12 protein-coding genes are annotated in these 17,942 nt (G+C 46.1%); 5 read left to right on the forward strand and 7 right to left on the reverse strand.

Annotation, left to right across the window (positions count from 1 at the left end):
• Nucleotides 1–67: 67 nt before the first annotated feature.
• From M979_RS13535 to M979_RS13555, 5 genes are all read right to left on the reverse strand, one after another.
• The gene (locus M979_RS13535) at nt 68–2,212 is read right to left on the reverse strand and encodes a hybrid sensor histidine kinase/response regulator (RefSeq protein WP_064555238.1); all 2,145 of its coding nucleotides are present in this window, start codon (nt 2,210–2,212) and stop codon (nt 68–70) included.
• Between the two features lie 8 nt (nt 2,213–2,220).
• Nucleotides 2,221–3,645, reverse strand: a complete 1,425-nt coding sequence (locus M979_RS13540) for a CheR family methyltransferase (protein WP_064555239.1) — start codon at nt 3,643–3,645, stop codon at nt 2,221–2,223.
• Nucleotides 3,642–4,709, reverse strand: a complete 1,068-nt coding sequence (locus tag M979_RS13545) for a chemotaxis protein CheB (RefSeq protein ID WP_064555240.1) — start codon at nt 4,707–4,709, stop codon at nt 3,642–3,644. The genes M979_RS13540 and M979_RS13545 overlap by 4 nt, the downstream gene beginning before the upstream one ends.
• Entirely contained in the window at nt 4,696–6,795 is a 2,100-nt protein-coding gene (locus M979_RS13550; RefSeq protein WP_034457621.1) for a methyl-accepting chemotaxis protein, read from the reverse strand. The genes M979_RS13545 and M979_RS13550 overlap by 14 nt, the downstream gene beginning before the upstream one ends.
• Before the next feature lie 131 nt (nt 6,796–6,926).
• Complete coding sequence (locus M979_RS13555; RefSeq protein ID WP_241767182.1) at nt 6,927–9,107, reverse strand: sensor domain-containing phosphodiesterase; 2,181 nt, start codon at nt 9,105–9,107, stop codon at nt 6,927–6,929.
• A gap of 762 nt (nt 9,108–9,869) precedes the next feature.
• Here M979_RS13555 and M979_RS13560 point away from each other — a divergent pair.
• The 5 genes from M979_RS13560 (at nt 9,870) to lapD (ending at nt 16,508) form a co-directional block, all read left to right on the forward strand.
• Nucleotides 9,870–12,065, forward strand: a complete 2,196-nt coding sequence (locus tag M979_RS13560; protein ID WP_034459937.1) for a putative bifunctional diguanylate cyclase/phosphodiesterase — start codon at nt 9,870–9,872, stop codon at nt 12,063–12,065.
• Nucleotides 12,055–12,969, forward strand: a complete 915-nt coding sequence (locus M979_RS13565) for an amino acid ABC transporter substrate-binding protein (protein ID WP_074388660.1) — start codon at nt 12,055–12,057, stop codon at nt 12,967–12,969. Before M979_RS13560 ends, M979_RS13565 begins: the two co-directional genes overlap by 11 nt.
• A 1-nt stretch (nt 12,970) precedes the next feature.
• On the forward strand, nt 12,971–13,837 hold the full coding sequence (locus M979_RS13570) for an amino acid ABC transporter substrate-binding protein (protein ID WP_064555241.1): 867 nt from the start codon (nt 12,971–12,973) through the stop codon (nt 13,835–13,837).
• 82 nt (nt 13,838–13,919) lie between these two features.
• The gene (lapG, locus tag M979_RS13575; RefSeq protein ID WP_064555242.1) at nt 13,920–14,558 is read left to right on the forward strand and encodes a cysteine protease LapG; all 639 of its coding nucleotides are present in this window, start codon (nt 13,920–13,922) and stop codon (nt 14,556–14,558) included.
• A 9-nt stretch (nt 14,559–14,567) separates the two neighbouring features.
• Nucleotides 14,568–16,508, forward strand: coding sequence for a cyclic di-GMP receptor LapD (gene lapD, locus M979_RS13580; protein WP_034457630.1), 1,941 nt, complete (start codon nt 14,568–14,570; stop codon nt 16,506–16,508).
• 175 nt (nt 16,509–16,683) lie between these two features.
• Here the strand turns inward: lapD and M979_RS13585 are convergent, their stop codons facing one another.
• Nucleotides 16,684–17,034 carry a hypothetical protein gene (locus M979_RS13585; RefSeq protein WP_064555243.1) on the reverse strand — a complete coding sequence of 117 codons (351 nt, stop codon included), beginning with the start codon at nt 17,032–17,034 and terminating at the stop codon, nt 16,684–16,686.
• Between the two features lie 58 nt (nt 17,035–17,092).
• On the reverse strand, nt 17,093–17,942 hold an 850-nt coding region (locus tag M979_RS13590), incomplete at its 5' end, for an Ig-like domain-containing protein (protein WP_157093246.1).

Raw genomic sequence — 17,942 nt, forward strand, 5'->3', positions numbered from 1 at the left:
AAGCTCATCGGGATTCACTCGATTGCCGCCTGGCTGCATCTTGAAGTCGCTTGGGTATTTTACGTTTTCAGCATAAAAGCATTTTTAATGTTTCTATGAGGCTGTCCTGTTCGAAATCACCCTTGGCTATATATGCATCCGCGCCCACCTGGATTCCTCGGCGGCGATCTTCTTCTTTAGCCCGTGAAGTCACGATAATAATCGGAATATGTTGGTAATTATCTTCGGCGCGCAATGCTTTAGTGAGGGAGAACCCATCCATCACTGGCATTTCTACGTCCGTCAATACGGCGTCAAACTGTGTTAGACGCGCTTTTTGTAACCCCGAGAATCCATCTTCGGCGAGCGTGACCTGATAACCGTGTGCTTCCAGAACGTTTTTCTCAATTTCACGCGTATTCAATGAGTCATCGACTATCAACACATGCCACGAGTTCTGTCGAACCTGCGGCTTAGGAGCAGCGGTCCGCGGCTGCCCTTGTTTTTGTGCCATCTCCATCAGAACCGGAACTTGCAAAATACTGACCAGTTGGTTGTCCTGGCTCAGAACCATGCCGGAGACTAGCGGCTGCTGTTGCATATGCTTTGGCAGAGGCTTAATCATCATGCTGCGTTCGTCGAGCAATCGGTCCACCAGCATCGCCATCTTGCCAAACTGGTTCTGAATGATGATAAGCAACAAGTCGTTCGTATTGGAGGCTTGTGAGCTTTGCCCTCCGGGCCTGTCATTGATACGCAGTAATTCAGCCGCTGAGATAACCGGGATAAACTCGTTGTGCAGAATAATTGCCGGCCGCCCGGCAATATCACGAATTTCTTCACGAGAATATTTAACAACCTCAACGACATATTGAGCAGCAAGGCCAAAAAGATGGTTCTGCTGCTCAAACTGCAAAATGCGCATCATCGCCAGAGAAATGGGCAGCCTGATAATAAAGGTGGTGCCTTGCCCTGGGCGGCTATGAACCTGAAGCGTGCCTTGCAAGTCGGTAACAATGGTTTTGCGGACAATATCCAAACCCACACCACGGCCGGATAATTCGGTGACAATCTTGCTGGTTGAAAAACCCGGGTGGAAAATAAGCTCGTTACATTCCAGCTCTGAAAGCTGATCAACGACGGCAGCATCAACCAAACCTCGGGCCACTGCTTTGGCGCGAATAGCCGGATAATCTAATCCACGACCATCGTCCTCTACGCGCAGCAAAATACCGCGCCCGTCTTGCTGAGTGGTCAAGGTGATAGTGCCACGCGCTGATTTCCCAAGCGCAACACGTTCAGCCGCTTCACCGATACCGTGGTCGACGGCATTCCGTAGCAGGTGAGTTAGCGGCTCAGAAAGTCTGTCTATGAGTTGTCTGTCGATCTCTACTTCACCACCCAAAATGCGGCAGTCCACCTGCTTATTCAGGGAAGTCGCGAGTTCGCGTACCTGCATAGAGACCGGCTCAAACAGCATTGACACCGGAAGCATCCGAATAGTGGTGGCAACGTCATAGAGTTCATACATCTGGAGATGTTGAACCTGAAAATCTTCTTTTAATTTGCGGCTAAATTGCAGAACCTGCGTGCGCAGTTGCTCTACATCCATGTGAGAGATACGCGGCCCCAGATTAACTAAACTCTGTACCTGCTGCTCAAGGCGGTCATGGCTGGCGACAACTTCACCGAGAATGTTAATCAGGTCATCGAGTTTTTCGAGTTTAACTCGTACCGAACCCGCCTGTTTTAACCCACCGTCTAATATTTCAAGCGATGGCAAAGTGGCCGGCTTTTCTACCGGAGATTTAACCACTTCATCAGTTACTGGGCCCATCTCTCCACGACTGGCACGGGCTAATTGCTCGCATAATGCAACATCCGCCGGAGGCAACTGGTTATTACCTTCACTCGCCGACAGCTGAGTCAGTTGATTGGAGATGTAGTCGCAAGCCTGAAGAACCAGGGTGCCAAGACTTTGGTTAGGCTCGAGTTTTTTATCCCGCAGCTCGCTTAATATCTCTTCAAGTTGATGGGTGACATCGGCGATGCTTTGTAATTTCAGCATTCGTGCCCCCCCTTTCAGGGTATGTGCCGCGCGGAACATCTCTCCGATTTGTGCGTCGGTATTTTGGCCAGACGAGAGCAGGAACGCCCCCTCTTTTACGGTATTTAAATGGCCGTTTGCTTCATCAATAAAGCGCAGCACAAATTTTTTAAGATCGATAGCCATACGGTTCTCTATTGCCCATCCTGAGTGGTGAACTGCGCCAGCTGATGTTCACAAAGAAAACGAAACGAATTACTCGGAAATGACAGCGGCAACCGCAGTGCGGTGGCGTTGCCGGTATTGTTCATTTCGGCGTTGAGTAATTGCAGTGTAATGCGGTAGGTCCGCTGAGCCGGTCGGTACAACTCACTTTGTCGGTACATTTCCGCCAGATAGTAATGAGCAGGCCAATAACCCGGTTGTTGATAAACAACCTGTTTGAACCAGGCAATGGCTTGTTGGGTATGTTGCTGCCACATCATTGCCAGCCCGAGCAACATTTTCGCTTCCGCAGACCATTCATCCAGTTCAAGTACGTGTTTCGCACTCAGAGCCGTTTGCTCGAACTCACATTTTTCCAGCGCAATTGCGCCTTTGATAACCAGTGCTTCCTGATTATCGATATCGCTATCGAGCACCTGGCCAATCCACTCCTCCGCCTCGGTAAAGCGTTTATCCGCAACGCAAGCGAGAGCCTTTTTAATCCAGCTATCACACTGCTGTGCAGAAGGAACAGGAGCGACAACAAACGGTGCTTCGGCGGGAATAACCGGAGTAATAATTCTTGGCAGTACGCCAGGTGCCGGAGCCTGAGTTCGTGACGCCTGGGGCTGGCAAAAGTAAAAACTGCCGAACTCTTGCTTAAGTTTCAGGATGCCAAAGTTATTTGCCAACGTCTCCGCGTTACCAAAGAACAATGCACCATCAGGTTGCAACATCGAGAGAAGATTAAAATGCAGGATTCGCCTGGTTTCGACATCGAAGTAGATGGAGACGTTACGCAGCAAAATAATATCGAATTTGGGCAGTAGCTGTTCTTTGACGATATTTGCCCGATGGAACTTCACTTTATTGTGAATCACATCGTGAAGCTGGAACTGGTTACCGTTGCGTGTGAAATAGGTTTGCTGCAACAACGGATCAACACCACGGAAAGAGTAGCTGGAGTAATTTGCCGCTCGGGCTTTATCCAGAATCTTTGTGTCAATGTCACAGCCGTGAATATCGACATTATCCGTAAATTTATCGTGGTATTTCTGATGAAGTTTTATTGCCAGAGAGTAGGCTTCTTCACCCGAAGAACAACCTGCGCTTAAGATGCGCACTGGGCCGCTACGTTGCTCAAGAATGCGCGGCACCAGCTTATCGCAAATGATGTCCAGCACATCTGGCTCACGGAAAAAGTAGGTTTCGTTAATCGTCAGCAGGCTAAGAAGCTTGTCGAACTCGACAGTCGAGACACAAAGGATCTCATAGTATTCTTCGAAACTCTCTTTTCCGCGCTCAGAGATACGCTGATGCAATGCCGCATTGAGCAATCCTTCCATGCCATTAAAAAAATGCAGGCCTACTCTGTCCTTGATGAGTGTTTTAAAGGCCGCAATGTTTGGGATCATGGCTGTTTGCCCTCAGAGGCCCCAAGGCGAGCCATAGATAATAAAGTCCCGGCAAGCTTTTCCAGCGGCAGAATTTTATGGATGATATTTTTATCGATGGCGAACTTATTCATACCGAATACGACAGATGAGCCTTCATCCTGAGCCAACGTTTTACCGCCTTTTTTATAGATAGCTTCAATTCCATGGCACCCATCACTCCCCATACCGGTCATGATGAGCCCGACGGATTTTTCACCATAAACTTCAGCGACAGACTCCAACAGTAAGTTACAACTCGGGTGATAGACATCACTCGCTTTACGAGGAATGGCAGCTAACCGATGGTATTTCTTTACTACCAGATGGTGTTCGGGAGGCAGGATATAGACATGACCTGCACAAAGGACGTCATTTTCCTGAGCGAGCTGCACAACCAGTCCAGTGACGCTATCCAGCCACTCCACCATGCTTTTGGCAAAACCGTCGGCAATGTGCTGGGCAATAATAATGGGGCAAGGAAAATCACCAGGCAGTGCCTGCAATAATTTGCTCAGCGCCTGTGGCCCACCCGTCGAGCAGGCGATAGCCAGCACATAAGGCCACTCCCGGTGGTACGCATCGTCAAAGCCGCAAGCCTGAACGCTATCGGGCTGAACCTCGGGGGAATGACGCAAACCCTGGATGTGGCGAATCACTTTAACCCCGACCAACATTTCGACCTGACGGTGCAAGGCTTTGGTCGCGAGCACAGAGTCCCCCTGGTTGCTCACCACGGCCAACGCTCCACGCGTGATGAACTCGGCATCCCACTGTGCATCGGAATAATAGCGCATCACCATGATAGGAATTGCGCAAGTCGCCATAATCGTTTCAACGGTTTCCACGTTTTCCGGACCTGGCGCACCTAAGGTCAACAACAGAAGTTGCGGAGCCATCTTTTGGACCAGGGTCGCCGCTTGTTCGCGATGTACTGCCTGGCCGACAACCTCGATGTTGTTGTTAATCTCAAGCTGTCGAATCAGGGAGTTGCGCGACACACTCCCATGATCGACGATCAGCACCCGGATTTTAGGCCTGTTCATCAGGTCCGTCCGCCAATTTGAACGACTGTGAAGCCTGGTTCAACTCTTCGGATAACTGAGTCATATCCTGGCTGATGGACAGAATGTCTTTAATTGATTGAGAGGTATAATTGCTGGCAACCACAATTTCGCGCAGAGCCATAACAACTTGATTACTAGCGGTTTTTTGCTGCTGAGTTGACAGTGAAATCTGCATGGCCGCGGTAGATGTTTGCTCAGCAGTTGCCACAATGTCGTGTAAACGTTCGGCGCTGACTTTACAGGCTTTGGTACCAGCTTTAATGCTATTGCTACCTTTCTCTGCGTTAAGAACCAGGCGATTAATCGAGTTTTGGATTTCGCTGATTTTGTTCTCAATCTCAAAGGTCGATTCAGTCACTGAATCTGCCAGGCGGCGAATTTCTGCAGCAACTACCGAGAAACGTTTACCGGACTCGCCAGCACTTGAAGCTTCCAGTGCTGCATTGAAGGCGATGAGCTTAGTCTGATCCGCGACGTTGTTGATGATCACCATCACGCGGCTTATCTCTTTAGACTTGTTACCGAGCATCATAATTTCGCGCATGCTTTGCTGATTATCGCTGTCGATATCAGACATGCGAGTGAGCAATTCACCCATCGAATCGGAGCCCTTGTTACAGTCTTCAAGAGTCACATTGGCAATGTCTACCACTGCGCGAGAATGCTCAGCAATCTGCGTAGAGGACGCCGACAGCTCTTCCATCGTCGAGGTGATTTCTGCTACTGAAGAAGAGGTTTCAACGCTGGTTGATGCCTGGCCATCAACAGCCTCAGTGATTTTTAGTGCTGCTTCATGTACGTGATGAGCATGAGTAACAACCCCACCGACCAACGCATGTAACGATGCTCTCATCTTTTCATTGGCATTGAGCAACTCACCAATTTCATCTTTATGATCGATCTGAATATCAACAGTAAGATCACCTTGAGCAATCGACTGAGAAATTTTCAATACGTTCTTCAAGCGTTTGGAAATCAGGATTCGGCTGGTAAAGGCAATAAGCAGCAAAATAACCGGCATCAGAAGCACGCTGAAAATTAGCAGGCTATTGCGTACAAGATTGCTACTTTTGGCAACATCATCAACAAAACTGGTGGTAGCAACTATCCAGTTAATACCATCAATATGCTCAAATACTGCGACTCTCTTACGTGGTGCTGCACCATATCCACTCACAGTTTCGTAATAAACAGTGCCGTTTTTACGCGCTAAAATATCGGAGTAGCGCTTGTAGCCATGGGCGTCAGTCAAGTTTTCAACATGTTGGTTAACCAGTGTTGGATGTGCCACCATCATCCCTGGACTAAATCCAGCATCCATCACGTAAGCGTAACCACCCTCGCCAATATGTACTGCTAACAGCTCTTTAATGACTGGTTGCAGAGCAAGTTTAACGTCAAAACCAATCGCTACGGCCCCCACAACCTGGCCGTATTTATCGGAAATAGGTTCATAGTGACTGATGAACTGTTTTCCGTATAACACCACCACACCAGAATAGGATTTATTTTTGATCAAACCTGCCAGCGCGGGGTTATCGTGGCTAAGCACTGTAGCCGTGGCTATTCTTCCTTCTTTACCCTGCAACGTCGTGGAAACGCGAACAAACTGATCGCCTTCGCGCACAAAGGTAGAGGCAAACACACTGGTTAACTCAGTAAAATGAGCGTTGATACGCGTATCGTTTAACAACGCTTTTAGAGCATCGGAATCGAGAGAACGCAGCGGGACATCCGACATATTCTGATAATTATTAATATAAACGTTGCTGTAACGCTCAGCGTCCTTCATCACCCTTCTGTATTCAGTCAGGATGTTGTTATGGAAGATTCGGGTATTGGAACGCAGGACTTCCAGCGCGTTGTTTTCCAGTTGCGAGGCTAAGTAATTCGAGAGCAGGAAAGAAGCGCCAATCAGCAATATACCAATAAACGAAACCAGCATTAGCCCCAGTTTCATGGCGACACCCACCTGCAACTTATGCAGCCAGAATGCCAGAATATTTTCTTTGCCTTTAGCCTGTTCCACATCGGAGTGGCTCTGCATGTTTAGAAATTTATGCATGGGGTTCCAGTTATTTAAATAATGTGAAATGAATGCTGATTAATTTCGTGCTACGTGTGGTACTCACTGGACACGCAAGCGTAAGGGCCGGAAATAAAATCATTTCAGATGGATTCGTTTTCATCGCAATTTCATACCAACGTAAGTAAAGGCACAGGCTTACCAATGTGGTATCCCTGAAGCCAGTCCACGTTCATTCTTTCAAGGGTTCTTTGAATCTTTTCGTTTTCAACATATTCAGCGACTACCTGCATATTTTTCATTCTTGCCACGTGGCAGAACGACTCAACGATGTAGTGGCTTAGCTCGTTCTCCGTAATTTCACGAATGAAAGAGCCGTCGATTTTCAAGATATCTGCGCTGACATCTCTTAAGCGCGCATGGCTTGAAAAACCCGTTCCGAAGTCATCAATAGCAACCCGACAGCCCAGGCTTTTAAGTGAACGGACGGTATTCTGAGATTGTTCGGTATCCGAAAGCGCATCAGCTTCGGTAATTTCAAAGATGATGCGATGCGGGTCGACCCCGAACTGCGTAAGCAACAACTGAACGCTATTAACAAAACTTGCACGGCACACAGTTACCGGAGCCAGATTTATCGAAAAACAGTGCTCAGGATGTAACTGCATTGTTTTTAAAGTATTTTTTATGACCCACAAATCAATATCTGGCGCAAGGCCCGCTTCAGTTGCCACGGGTAAGAACCGATCCGGTGGAATAAAACGACCTTCTTCGTCCAGCATACGCAGCAGTATTTCGTGATACCGTTCTTCACCACGGGTGCTCACGATAGGTTGAGCCATCAAGACAAATGCATCGTTATCCAGTGTTTTCTGTAAAACCGTGCGAATGTCAGTACGTCCGACAATATGATTTTCAATTGCGCGGCTGGACTGAGCTTCGAGATTTTCAGGCTTACCACTCACCACCGACAACCCAGAGACAATGCCCAGCTTTCCTGTAAGGCTGTAAACGTCATCGCAAAATTGTGTAGCCCGGCAATAACCAAGCCCACTGCGAAAACCGAGTTGCTGATTATTATGGGAATAACGAAACGTATTCGCTGACCGGTACAGAATGCTGAGTCTTCCCCAACTTGGCTGCTCGAGTTTGAGCAGCAGACCGTAGCCCGCGTGGTAGTAAACCTTTTCGTTGGCATTGAGTTTTGTACGCAGAGTTTCGCCTAGCTTTTTCTGGTATCTGGCGCGAAAGTGCAGGCCATAACGCCGGGCAAACAGATCCACTTCAGGAACCTGTATCAGGCAAACCGTTGAGTTCGGGGATGCCTTTACATCGGCCTTTAGTGCCCGGAGATTAGGCATGTTGGTCATAGGGTCTGTAAGCCCCATATGCAGTAACTGCTCGAAGCGTAACATGTTGAATCTGGCCAGAACGCCCATGATGACAATGGTCAGGGTAAAGATAAAAATGACCGTTGAAACCAACATCTGATGGAGCATGAAGTCATCGTTCAGCGCGATATAATTTGCGTTGTTCTTCGCCAGCACGATCATCATTACGGTCCAGACTGGCGCCGTAAAAACATAGCCGATACGCACAGAACTCCACAGCATCAGCGGGAAAATTAATATCAGGCTGTAAAACGTGAATAATACATTGCCCTGATAAGGAGTATTCAGGCAGTACATCAGAATCAGTAGCAGCACCGACCACGCTGCATACTGGGAAAGGCCCACGTTTGTAGAAAACTGAGCTTTCATCGTCCTTACACAAGTAAACCAATACTGCGGGCGGCAAATAATCCTTAACACTGTATAAAACAGTGGAATACCGGTGACACATCCGTTCATCACCCCTTGTATTCTGACCAGAACTTCAGCATTGAAAACATGGTCCAGCACCATTTCTGAACTGCTATGGTAATTTGTCAGCAAGCAAATCACTTCATTCATCACGGTGTTTAGCAAAGCATTGCAAACGCATAACCAGATAATTCTTTTGGTCGTGAGCTTGATACGCCCAAAACTTGCCGCACTCCGCCAGCCGGTACTCTGTTTATAAAGGAAGTAACTGATCAGGGCCGCTAGCTGATAACAAAACAGTTCGTAGATTTCAGGTTCTGGGCGGAATATCAATATGTAAACCGCAAGCAGAGTTGTCCCGGCAATGACTCTGTAGCCAAACAACACGAGTAAAGCCGTCAGAGCCGCTAACCTCAGGTCATACACGACCAATACATGGTTATCAAAAATCCGATGGCTACTAAGTAGCTGCGCCAGTAAGTACAGCAGGCATGGAAGTACCAGCGGTAAAATCCACCGTTTATTGGTATGCGCTGTGCTATTGCTCACTGTAGAGTCCAAGTATTTAACCCGTCTTGTATGCTTTCGTATGCTATTAATGTGATGTGGTGAGTGTATTGCTAAATGGACAAAAATCTTGCAGCAGATATAATGAATTAAAACAAATACCGTAATTAATTAACATTCACACCATAGCCCAAAAGACATACTCCCTTCCAGGCCATTGGTGGTATAAACAAATAACTAACAATTACTCTTAACTTTAATAATCTTTATGGCTAATGAGCTTTAAAACTGTTTTCATTCTCAAGTCATTTTTAATTGTATTCATTTTTCGAACAAAAAAGAACAGCCATTTATAGGTAGAAATGGACAATAAAGAACAATAGAAAAATGTGAAAAAACAAACAAGAAAACAACACAACTCATTGAAAAACAACAATAAACACAAGAGTCAGCATTAAGAAGCACTAGCTCTATAATGTTTAATGAAGGACAATACACAATAGTATCTAACGTGTTTATTTAATACAGACGTTAAAGAGAATCAATCAATGCTGAAGTTGGTTTTTAACGTGTGTTTATTATGATTGACTTGACTAGCAGTGTTAACTATAGTCCCGGCGCGTCGCTCTACCTTTATTTATTATCTCATCAACAATGCTACATTATAGTTGATAATTGTTGACGCAACGTCTGACACACTTCATAAAAACTCACATAAAAGCAACAACCAGACAATATAGTAATGAGTTAATACCAAATTTTTAATTCATGAGTCATTCGCATTTATTAGGAAACGAACAATCTGTGGCTAAAAATTTTTTCTCGCTTAAAGGCGTAAAAGGTTGGCACCATTCTATTGCAGGAAAAATAACCCAATTCTTACTGGCGGGTATTCTTATTGCATTTGGGGCTGGTGCATGTGCTGGTTGGGGCCTGATAGATAGTTTCTCGTATCAGCAGTGGGTACACCAGGCTGAAGCGAATGCTCAAATAATGACTTACATCGTCCGTAACGTGTACACCAATGTTGCAGTAGGCACGAGCTCAACCGGGCAAATTACACGTATTGTCTCGGAGCATAAACTGGGTGATCCCGACTCAGTCATTCAAACGGGTTATAACCCTGTCGATGTATTAGCCCTGGCTTCAGTGCAAACGCGTAACCCAACATGGCTTTTCCTTTATACGCCAGAAAAAGGCTTTCAGGGCATCAGCAATAACTCAGACTCACCGGAAGCAAAAATAACCTTTAAAGGGCAAAGAGCCACCGACGTTTTGGTGAACTATTATATTGGCTTCGCCTCGATTAACGGAAAAGAGTGTTTTATTAGTGCCGTTCCAATCCTTACACCATCAGGTGAAATTCTTGGCAGTTTAATCAGTAGCATCGGTGATAAAAGCCAGCTGTATGCCGCTTACGATGCCATGTTGAAGAAGACACTTGTCATTCTGGCATTGGTTTTATTGGCGACACTCGCGCTGGTTACCCTCTTCATGCGCCGACTATTCCGTCCGGTCCCTGTACTCATTAACTCTTTAACTCGCATTGCACACGAGCAAACCGATCTTATTACACCGTTCTTAGACCAGGATGATGAAATCGGAAAGCTTGCTGCTGCAATTGAAAAACTTCGCGTGGCGATGGTGGAACGAGATTACCTGCAACGAATGCAGGAGATGTCGCAAAAAATGGAATATATGGCTCACCATGATTCCCTGACCGGCTTCCCAAATCGCGCCTCCTTTAGCCAGGCCCTTGATAAGTGCATCCGCGAAGTGAACCAGAACGGGCAGCTATTCAACCTTCTGCTTATTGACCTTGATAACTTCAAACCGGTCAACGATACCTTCGGTCACTCAGCAGGTGACGAAGTGCTTATTGGCGTTGCCCAACGTTTGTCACTGCTGTTAGGGCCATCAGATTTTGCAGCCCGACTGGGCGGCGATGAGTTTGCCATTCTTCAAAGCGTGAAGTCAGATAATTGCCAGGAAGCAGCGGCCCTGTCGCAGAAAATTGTGCGTGCATTAAGCATTCCATTTACCTATGGAACAAATTCATTTGCGATCAGCTGTAGCGTCGGCATTGTAGCGGCCCCTTCTCAGGGAAATAGCGCGACAACTTTAATGATAAACGCCGATCTCGCCTTGTATGCTTCAAAACATAGCGGTCGCGGCTGCTATCACTTCTTCGAAGATGGCATGATGATGAAACATACAAACAGTGTGTTTGTTAATCAGGAAATCATTAATAGTATTGATAACAACGAGTTTGTATTGCACTACCAGCCTATTGTCGATCTGGAAAGTGAAACTGTTTGTGGTTATGAATCGCTAATTCGCTGGAATCATCCAACCAAAGGTCTGATATACCCTGATTACTTCATTAATATTGCTGAAGAATCGGGGCTGATTATCCGTCTTGGTGAGTGGATTATTCGTCAGTCCTGTATGGCAGCAGCTAAGTGGCCTGAAACAATAAAAGTTGCCGTTAATATTTCGGCCTATCAACTTCATAACCCTGGATTGCTTGATATTATTGTCGATGCACTGAAACAAAGCGGCCTCTCGGCCAATCGCCTTGAAATCGAAGTGACTGAATCTGAAAAACTGGATCAGTCCATCGCATTACCCGTCTTTAACAGCATTCGCGAGATGGGAATATCCATTGCAATGGATGACCTGGGCACCGGGTACGCTGCCCTGGATTACCTGCTTATTTATCCATTCACGCGCATAAAAATTGCCCGCACGCTCATTATGAAACTGGAACAAGAAAGTGCCAGCCAGTATCTGGTAGTCATGTTGATTCAGTTTGCTCAGAAATATGGCATGAGTGTGACGGCGGAAGGCGTTGAAACCGAACAACAGCGAACTATTTTACGGCGTATTTCTTGTCAAAACGTACAAGGCTACTATTACAGCCGACCGTTGCCAGAAAAAGATCTGGAACCAACCTTTGGCAATAAAGTTATCGACGGTGAGGTTTGCAATGCTGAATAAGCCATTGTTTTATAGAAGCTCGTATCTCGCCATTGCGCTATTGCTTTTGATAAGCCCGCTGTGCCGGGCATATAACATTCATAGTAAGCCCACCCTGGAAAGAATAGCCGAGACAAAGACCATTACTCTCGGTTATCAGGATGATGCGTTTCCATTTTCTTATATTGAGTCCCAGCATCCAGCGGGCTATTCCATAGATATTTGTAATAAAATCGTTGATGCACTCAAAGTTAAGTTAAAAATTAAAGATCTCAAAGTTCGCTGGGTCAAAAGCAGTACCGCCTCACAATTTGTTTTAATCAAAAACCATGTAACGGACATGATGTGCATTCCGGCATTTTATTCAGAAGCGCGCCATCAACAAGCAGAGTTTACCCTACCCTTCTTCTTTTCCAGCACACGCTTTATCACTCGGAAAAATAATCATACCGATACCATCCATGATTTAGCCGGACACAGTGTGTTAGTCAAAAGTGGCACAATCTATGTTGAGCAATTACATCAACTTAATAAAATGAACGATCTCAATCTTAATATAGAGCTAGACAATAATAACAATGCAGCATTTCATAATATTGAATCAGGAGAATCACCCGCTTTAATTTCAAGCTACGTATTGCTTAAAGGTATGATGACCCTGGCCCCTAATCCTGATGAGTTCGAAATCTCGGATGAGGTGTTTAGCCAGCCAATACCTGCTGGGTTACTGCTGCCCTTAAATGATAGAGACTTTAAAAGCTTCGTCGATGACACAATGAAATTAATCCTTATTAGTAAGGACTTTACTAATTTATATCAACATTGGTTTATGTCACCTATTCCGCCGAAAGCGATAAATCTCAACATACCTATGTCGACTGCACTAAAAGCGCTAATTTCAGCTACATCGAACGATACGAACTAAAATGAAAAAGTTATTTAATCTCAAGCTAAAGCATTTGCTTAATGCATTGATGTTAATACCATTGATCATGGTGTCGCACCATTTATCAGCACAACCAACGTCTGTTACTCTTGAACATATCAAATCAAGTAGCACGTTAAATATCGGCTATCGCCAGCTTGAACCGTTTTCATTCCGCGATAGTGATGGCAAAGTCACAGGCTACACTATTGCACTGTGTAATATGGTTGCTGATGAATTACGAGAAAGCCTGGGTATCAAAAAGCTCGCTATTCATTATATTCCTATTTTATTTACTGAACGTGTTTCAGCACTGAACACCAGCAAGATTGATTTAGATTGCAGCGTTAACACAGTTGCACCTGAGCGCAAAAACAGCGTCTCTTTCTCTACTGATTACTTTGTCGCAAACATGCGCATTGTGTCCCTTCGTAAAAATAATATTAAATCCCTTAATGATTTAAGAGGCAGAACCATTGCTGTTCCGCGCGGTTCTAAAGACCTGTTAGAACTGAACAGGATAAATCGCGAAAAAAACCTTAGCCTATCGATTGTGACTTCAGATACTGTGGAAGACGCTTTCGATATGATGACGCAAAAACGTACAGCCGCACTAATATTGGATGACATTCTGGTTTATCCTTATATCAACAAAAGCGAACACCCTGAAAACTTCTTCGTTTCGCATGAGGTTGTTGGTGTTAAAATGAAATATGCCCTTATGATGAGAAAGGAAGATCCAATTTTTGTCGATTTTGTCGACAAAACTCTGGGAAAAATATTCGAATCTCCCCTTAATGCTCAGTTAGCAAATAGATGGCTGACGCAGAAAGTGGTCGCAAAAAACACACAGAAAACCCAATATTAAGCGCCTCTATGTGGACGTGTAATTGAACTCAGTCAGGAAATTTTTGCCGACCAGGCTACCTGCGCATTTCATATTTTCTGGAATGCTGTTGTTATTGTTGGCGGGGAGCTCGTTACGAGCTGCCTGGGATTTCACCACCATTCAACAACGCACCGACAGGCTTTATGGCCCTGCCACTATTGACGCCGGGCAGCGAATTGATGACTGGCAGCAGCTGCTTCTTGAACAGCGAAACAAAAGTGAGTCTGAACAATTAAGTGCAGTGAATCATTTTTTTAACCAGAAGCTGCACTATCGTGAAGATATTGATATCTGGCACGTAATCGACTACTGGGCAACACCGATAGAATCCCTACGAAAAGGGGAAGCAGATTGCGAAGACTACGCCATCGCTAAATATTTCACTTTACGTCAGTTAGGTGTTTCAGGAGAAAAGCTACGTATCACCTACGTTAAAGCCTTGCGTCTTGATAAAGCGCATATGGTATTAACCTGGTATGAAACACCCGATGCAATACCGATAGTACTTGATAGTTTGACGGATAATATTTTGCCTGCAACAAAGCGTACGGATTTATTACCTGTTTATTCCTTTAATGATAACGGTCTGTGGTTACCAGGAAGTCAGAATAATAAACGTGTCGGGGATAGTAAGCGCCTTTCTCGCTGGCAGGATGTGTTGAAAAAAATGCGGGAAGAGGGTTTCCCAGTTGATGAATAGGATAAGCCTGTGTCTCTTTTCAAACAGCTTCTTATAGCTATCTTTCTTTTTATGCTGATTATTTTCAGCGGCAGTTTTATTGTTAATCTCGAAAGTTCTCGAGAGCAGTACAATAACCAACTGCTTTCACACGCACAGGATGCTGCGACGGCACTGGGCTTATCACTCACGCCACACGTAGACGATCCGGCAATGATCGAGCTAATGGTGAGTTCGATTTTTGATAGTGGTTACTACGATGCTATTCGCGTTATTGATCAGAGTAGCGGGAAAATCATCCTTGAGCGTACCGCCTCTTTATCTATTCCTGAGGTTCCGCACTGGTTCGTTGCGTTGGTTAATGTCTCTCCGCAGGCGGCTGAAGCGACAATTATGCGCGGTTGGCAGCAGGCAGCGCGCGTCGAGGTCGTGAGCAACCCGGTCTTTGCCATTAAGCGTTTGTGGCAAAGTACCCTGGCAAACCTGTTATGGATGCTGGCTTGTAGCGTCGTGTGTATTCTGGCCGGCGCCGCACTATTACGCCGCCAATTGCGCCCCCTTAACTACATGGTCAAACAATCACAAGCGATTACTCGCCGTGAATACCTGACTCAGAACGACTTACCGAAAACCCCAGAACTGCGCCGCGTGGTTGAAGCCATGAACCTGATGGTCACCAAGCTCAAGACGCTGTTTGAAGATCAGGCCGAGCATAGTGAGCGCCTGCACAGTGAAGCTTATCTCGACAGCCAAACCGGAGTCGCTAACCGCCGTGCTTTCGATTTACAAATGCAAACGCGTTTAAGTGATGAAGAGACCTCATCAGGGTATTTGCTGTTACTGCGTATTCAGGATCTTGGCGGCTTAAACCAACGTTTTGGCGGCCCACATACTGATAATTTGCTTAAGCATGTTGCCGACATGATGGCTGCTGTGAAAAACCAATACGCCAATGCAGACAGCATTCTTGCCCGTATTCGCGGCGGTGAATTCGCCCTGCTCTGCCCGGGTTTATCACATAATGAAATGCTGAATCTGCAAAATTCACTCCATCAGCAATTAGCCGCTTTCTACGCAACAGGTATGTCCGATATTAATCCTGTCGCGCATACCGGAATGGTGCCATTTAGCTATGGTGACTCTCCACAGTCGCTGATTGTTCAGGCTGACCGCGCGTTGATGGAAGCTGAAACTCACACTACGCATCAGACGAATCTGCTACCTGTGGTACAAACTGACGCCGCAACAGAAGACCAGCACCTGTGGTTTACCCGTCTTGAAAATGCGCTGAGTAAAGAGCAGTTCCAGCTCTTCTTCCAGCCGGTGGTGAACTGTAAAAACACGCAAGAAGTCATTCATTACAAAGTGCTTTCGCGCATCATTGATGAAGAAGGTAACAGTATTCCTGCGGGTCGTTTCCTGCCATGGATACACCGTTTTGGCTGGAGCCAACGTCTTGACCAGGTGATGTTAAGCCTGACCCTGAAGCAATTGAAAAGCTATCCGGGCTACCTGGCACTCAGCTTGTCAGGCAACTCACTGGCCAATGAAGCGAATATCAAAGAGCTTCTCAGCCCACTGAAGCATAATCCGCAGCTTGCCAGCCGTTTAATTGTGGAGCTGGATGAAAACCAGCTACCAGAACCAGAGCAGATGGAAGTCTTTATCAAGTCGTTGAACCAATATGGCTGCGGCCTGGGCCTGCAACACTTTGGTAGCCGCTTCGATATGATTGGCCACCTGTCACAATGGGGCCTGGCTTACCTGAAAATCGACTCAACCTACATTCGTCATATTGATATTGAAAACGATAAACGCTTGTTTATTGACGTGCTGCACGGTGCGACCAACAACATTGATTTGCCATTAATTGCCGAGCGAGTAGAAACCGAAGGGGAACTGCGAGTGCTGCAAGAGGTGGGGATTTATGGTGCGATGGGGCAGTTGTTGGGTGAACCCGCTCCATTTTAAGCAGCAAAAAATGGTGGATGACGCTTCGCTTATCCACCCTAAAAACCATTAAATGCTTTCACGAATGCATAGCGTCAAGGCAGTAAGAGAACAAACCCCCAGGAGCTTACAAAAGTAAGTAACTGGGGTTTGTGGACGTAGCTAACGCAGAAGCAGCTCGAAATATGACGGCTATTTAGAAGATGCCCTGGTCGTCACTATTTAACAGATCCTCTAACCCACCCAGTCCCTGGCGCGCCTGCGCACGATTCATCAACTTAACTTGCGCCATTGGCGGCAAATCAGTAATCGTTATCACGCCTTTTTGAATCAGCAAGAAAATCAGGTCGTCCAAAACACGGACCATTTCCAGGTCGCTTCGCTGAAGCAACTCTCGATGCTGCAAACTCTCATCAACAACATTGCGCGCGTTATTCCAGGCTGCAATTTCAGGAGTCTGTGAGAAAACCTCACCCGTCATTCCGGTAAACGGTTCACTCTCAACACGCGTTAACTGGCCTTCTTCATTACGCTGAACGTAGTACATAGTCGATACCTTTAATTGCATGTGATATCACCGCCCGGTTAAGGGCGGTGACTATCAATTATGAATGGTAATGCTCAGGCTTTGGGATTAGGTGGTCCAGCGAATGGGTCGCCCCTCCCGCTGAGTCATAGCTTATATGGTGTGCATCACCACCGTGTGCCGGGGCAGCAGAAGGTGCATCAGTAGCACTTGCACTTCCCTTGCCGTGGTGTGCATCTCCACCCTTAATCATCTGTGTAATATCTGTACCTTCATGTAGCTCGTGCGCCAGATCGCTAAGATCCACTTTCTCATGCCCGTGGTTTTCTTTACCGGTAAAGACCTTCAGGCTTTCATCGCCGTGATGGTTTTTCGAATCATGAGCAAGATTAAAGGATAAGGTATCGTGGCTATCATCAAACAGATTGCTTAATCCATTATCGTGAGAAGGTGCATTAGCGGCATGGTGTGATTTATCACTACCATCAACATCATGTTTTCCACGATGAGACGGATCATCCATCGTGAATTCGCTCTTTTGATGGATCACATCTGAGTTGCCATGGTTATCGTTAGCAATGACTGAAACATCCACGTTATTCTTGCCGATATTAAGATCGTGGGTATCAACCGGAATGTCGTAGGTTAAATGCCCATTATCGTCGTGCAGTACCGCGTCAAAATGTTTGCCATTGATCGTGGCGTTGATGTGATCGTTGGCATGTACATCAGCACTGTCAATCTGGCCGGTAATATGAGTCACATGATGACGCGCTTCTTGCGAGTCCAGGTGGTCATCACCGGTCACTTTATCGATAGTGATTTTGGCGTCGGCATGGGTATCCAGTTCGACTTTTTGCGTGTGCGAAGCCGTTGTGGTGTTACCCGCGTCATCTGACACATGCAGGGTCACTTTCACATCGTTAGAG

Source organism: Buttiauxella noackiae ATCC 51607 (assembly GCF_001654865.1).
Taxonomy (GTDB): domain Bacteria; phylum Pseudomonadota; class Gammaproteobacteria; order Enterobacterales; family Enterobacteriaceae; genus Buttiauxella; species Buttiauxella noackiae.

Excerpts from the sequence above, each read along its gene's own strand:
- M979_RS13570 (WP_064555241.1), top strand. The coding sequence starts at position 12,971 with ATGAAAAAGTTATTTAATCTCAAGCTAAAGCATTTGCTTAATGCATTG.
- M979_RS13565 (WP_074388660.1), top strand. The coding sequence starts at position 12,055 with ATGCTGAATAAGCCATTGTTTTATAGAAGCTCGTATCTCGCCATTGCG.
- M979_RS13545 (WP_064555240.1), bottom strand. The coding sequence starts at position 4,709 with ATGAACAGGCCTAAAATCCGGGTGCTGATCGTCGATCATGGGAGTGTG.
- lapG (WP_064555242.1), top strand. The coding sequence starts at position 13,920 with ATGCTGTTGTTATTGTTGGCGGGGAGCTCGTTACGAGCTGCCTGGGAT.
- M979_RS13585 (WP_064555243.1), bottom strand. The coding sequence starts at position 17,034 with ATGTACTACGTTCAGCGTAATGAAGAAGGCCAGTTAACGCGTGTTGAG.
- M979_RS13550 (WP_034457621.1), bottom strand. The coding sequence starts at position 6,795 with ATGCATAAATTTCTAAACATGCAGAGCCACTCCGATGTGGAACAGGCT.
- M979_RS13535 (WP_064555238.1), bottom strand. The coding sequence starts at position 2,212 with ATGGCTATCGATCTTAAAAAATTTGTGCTGCGCTTTATTGATGAAGCA.
- M979_RS13540 (WP_064555239.1), bottom strand. The coding sequence starts at position 3,645 with ATGATCCCAAACATTGCGGCCTTTAAAACACTCATCAAGGACAGAGTA.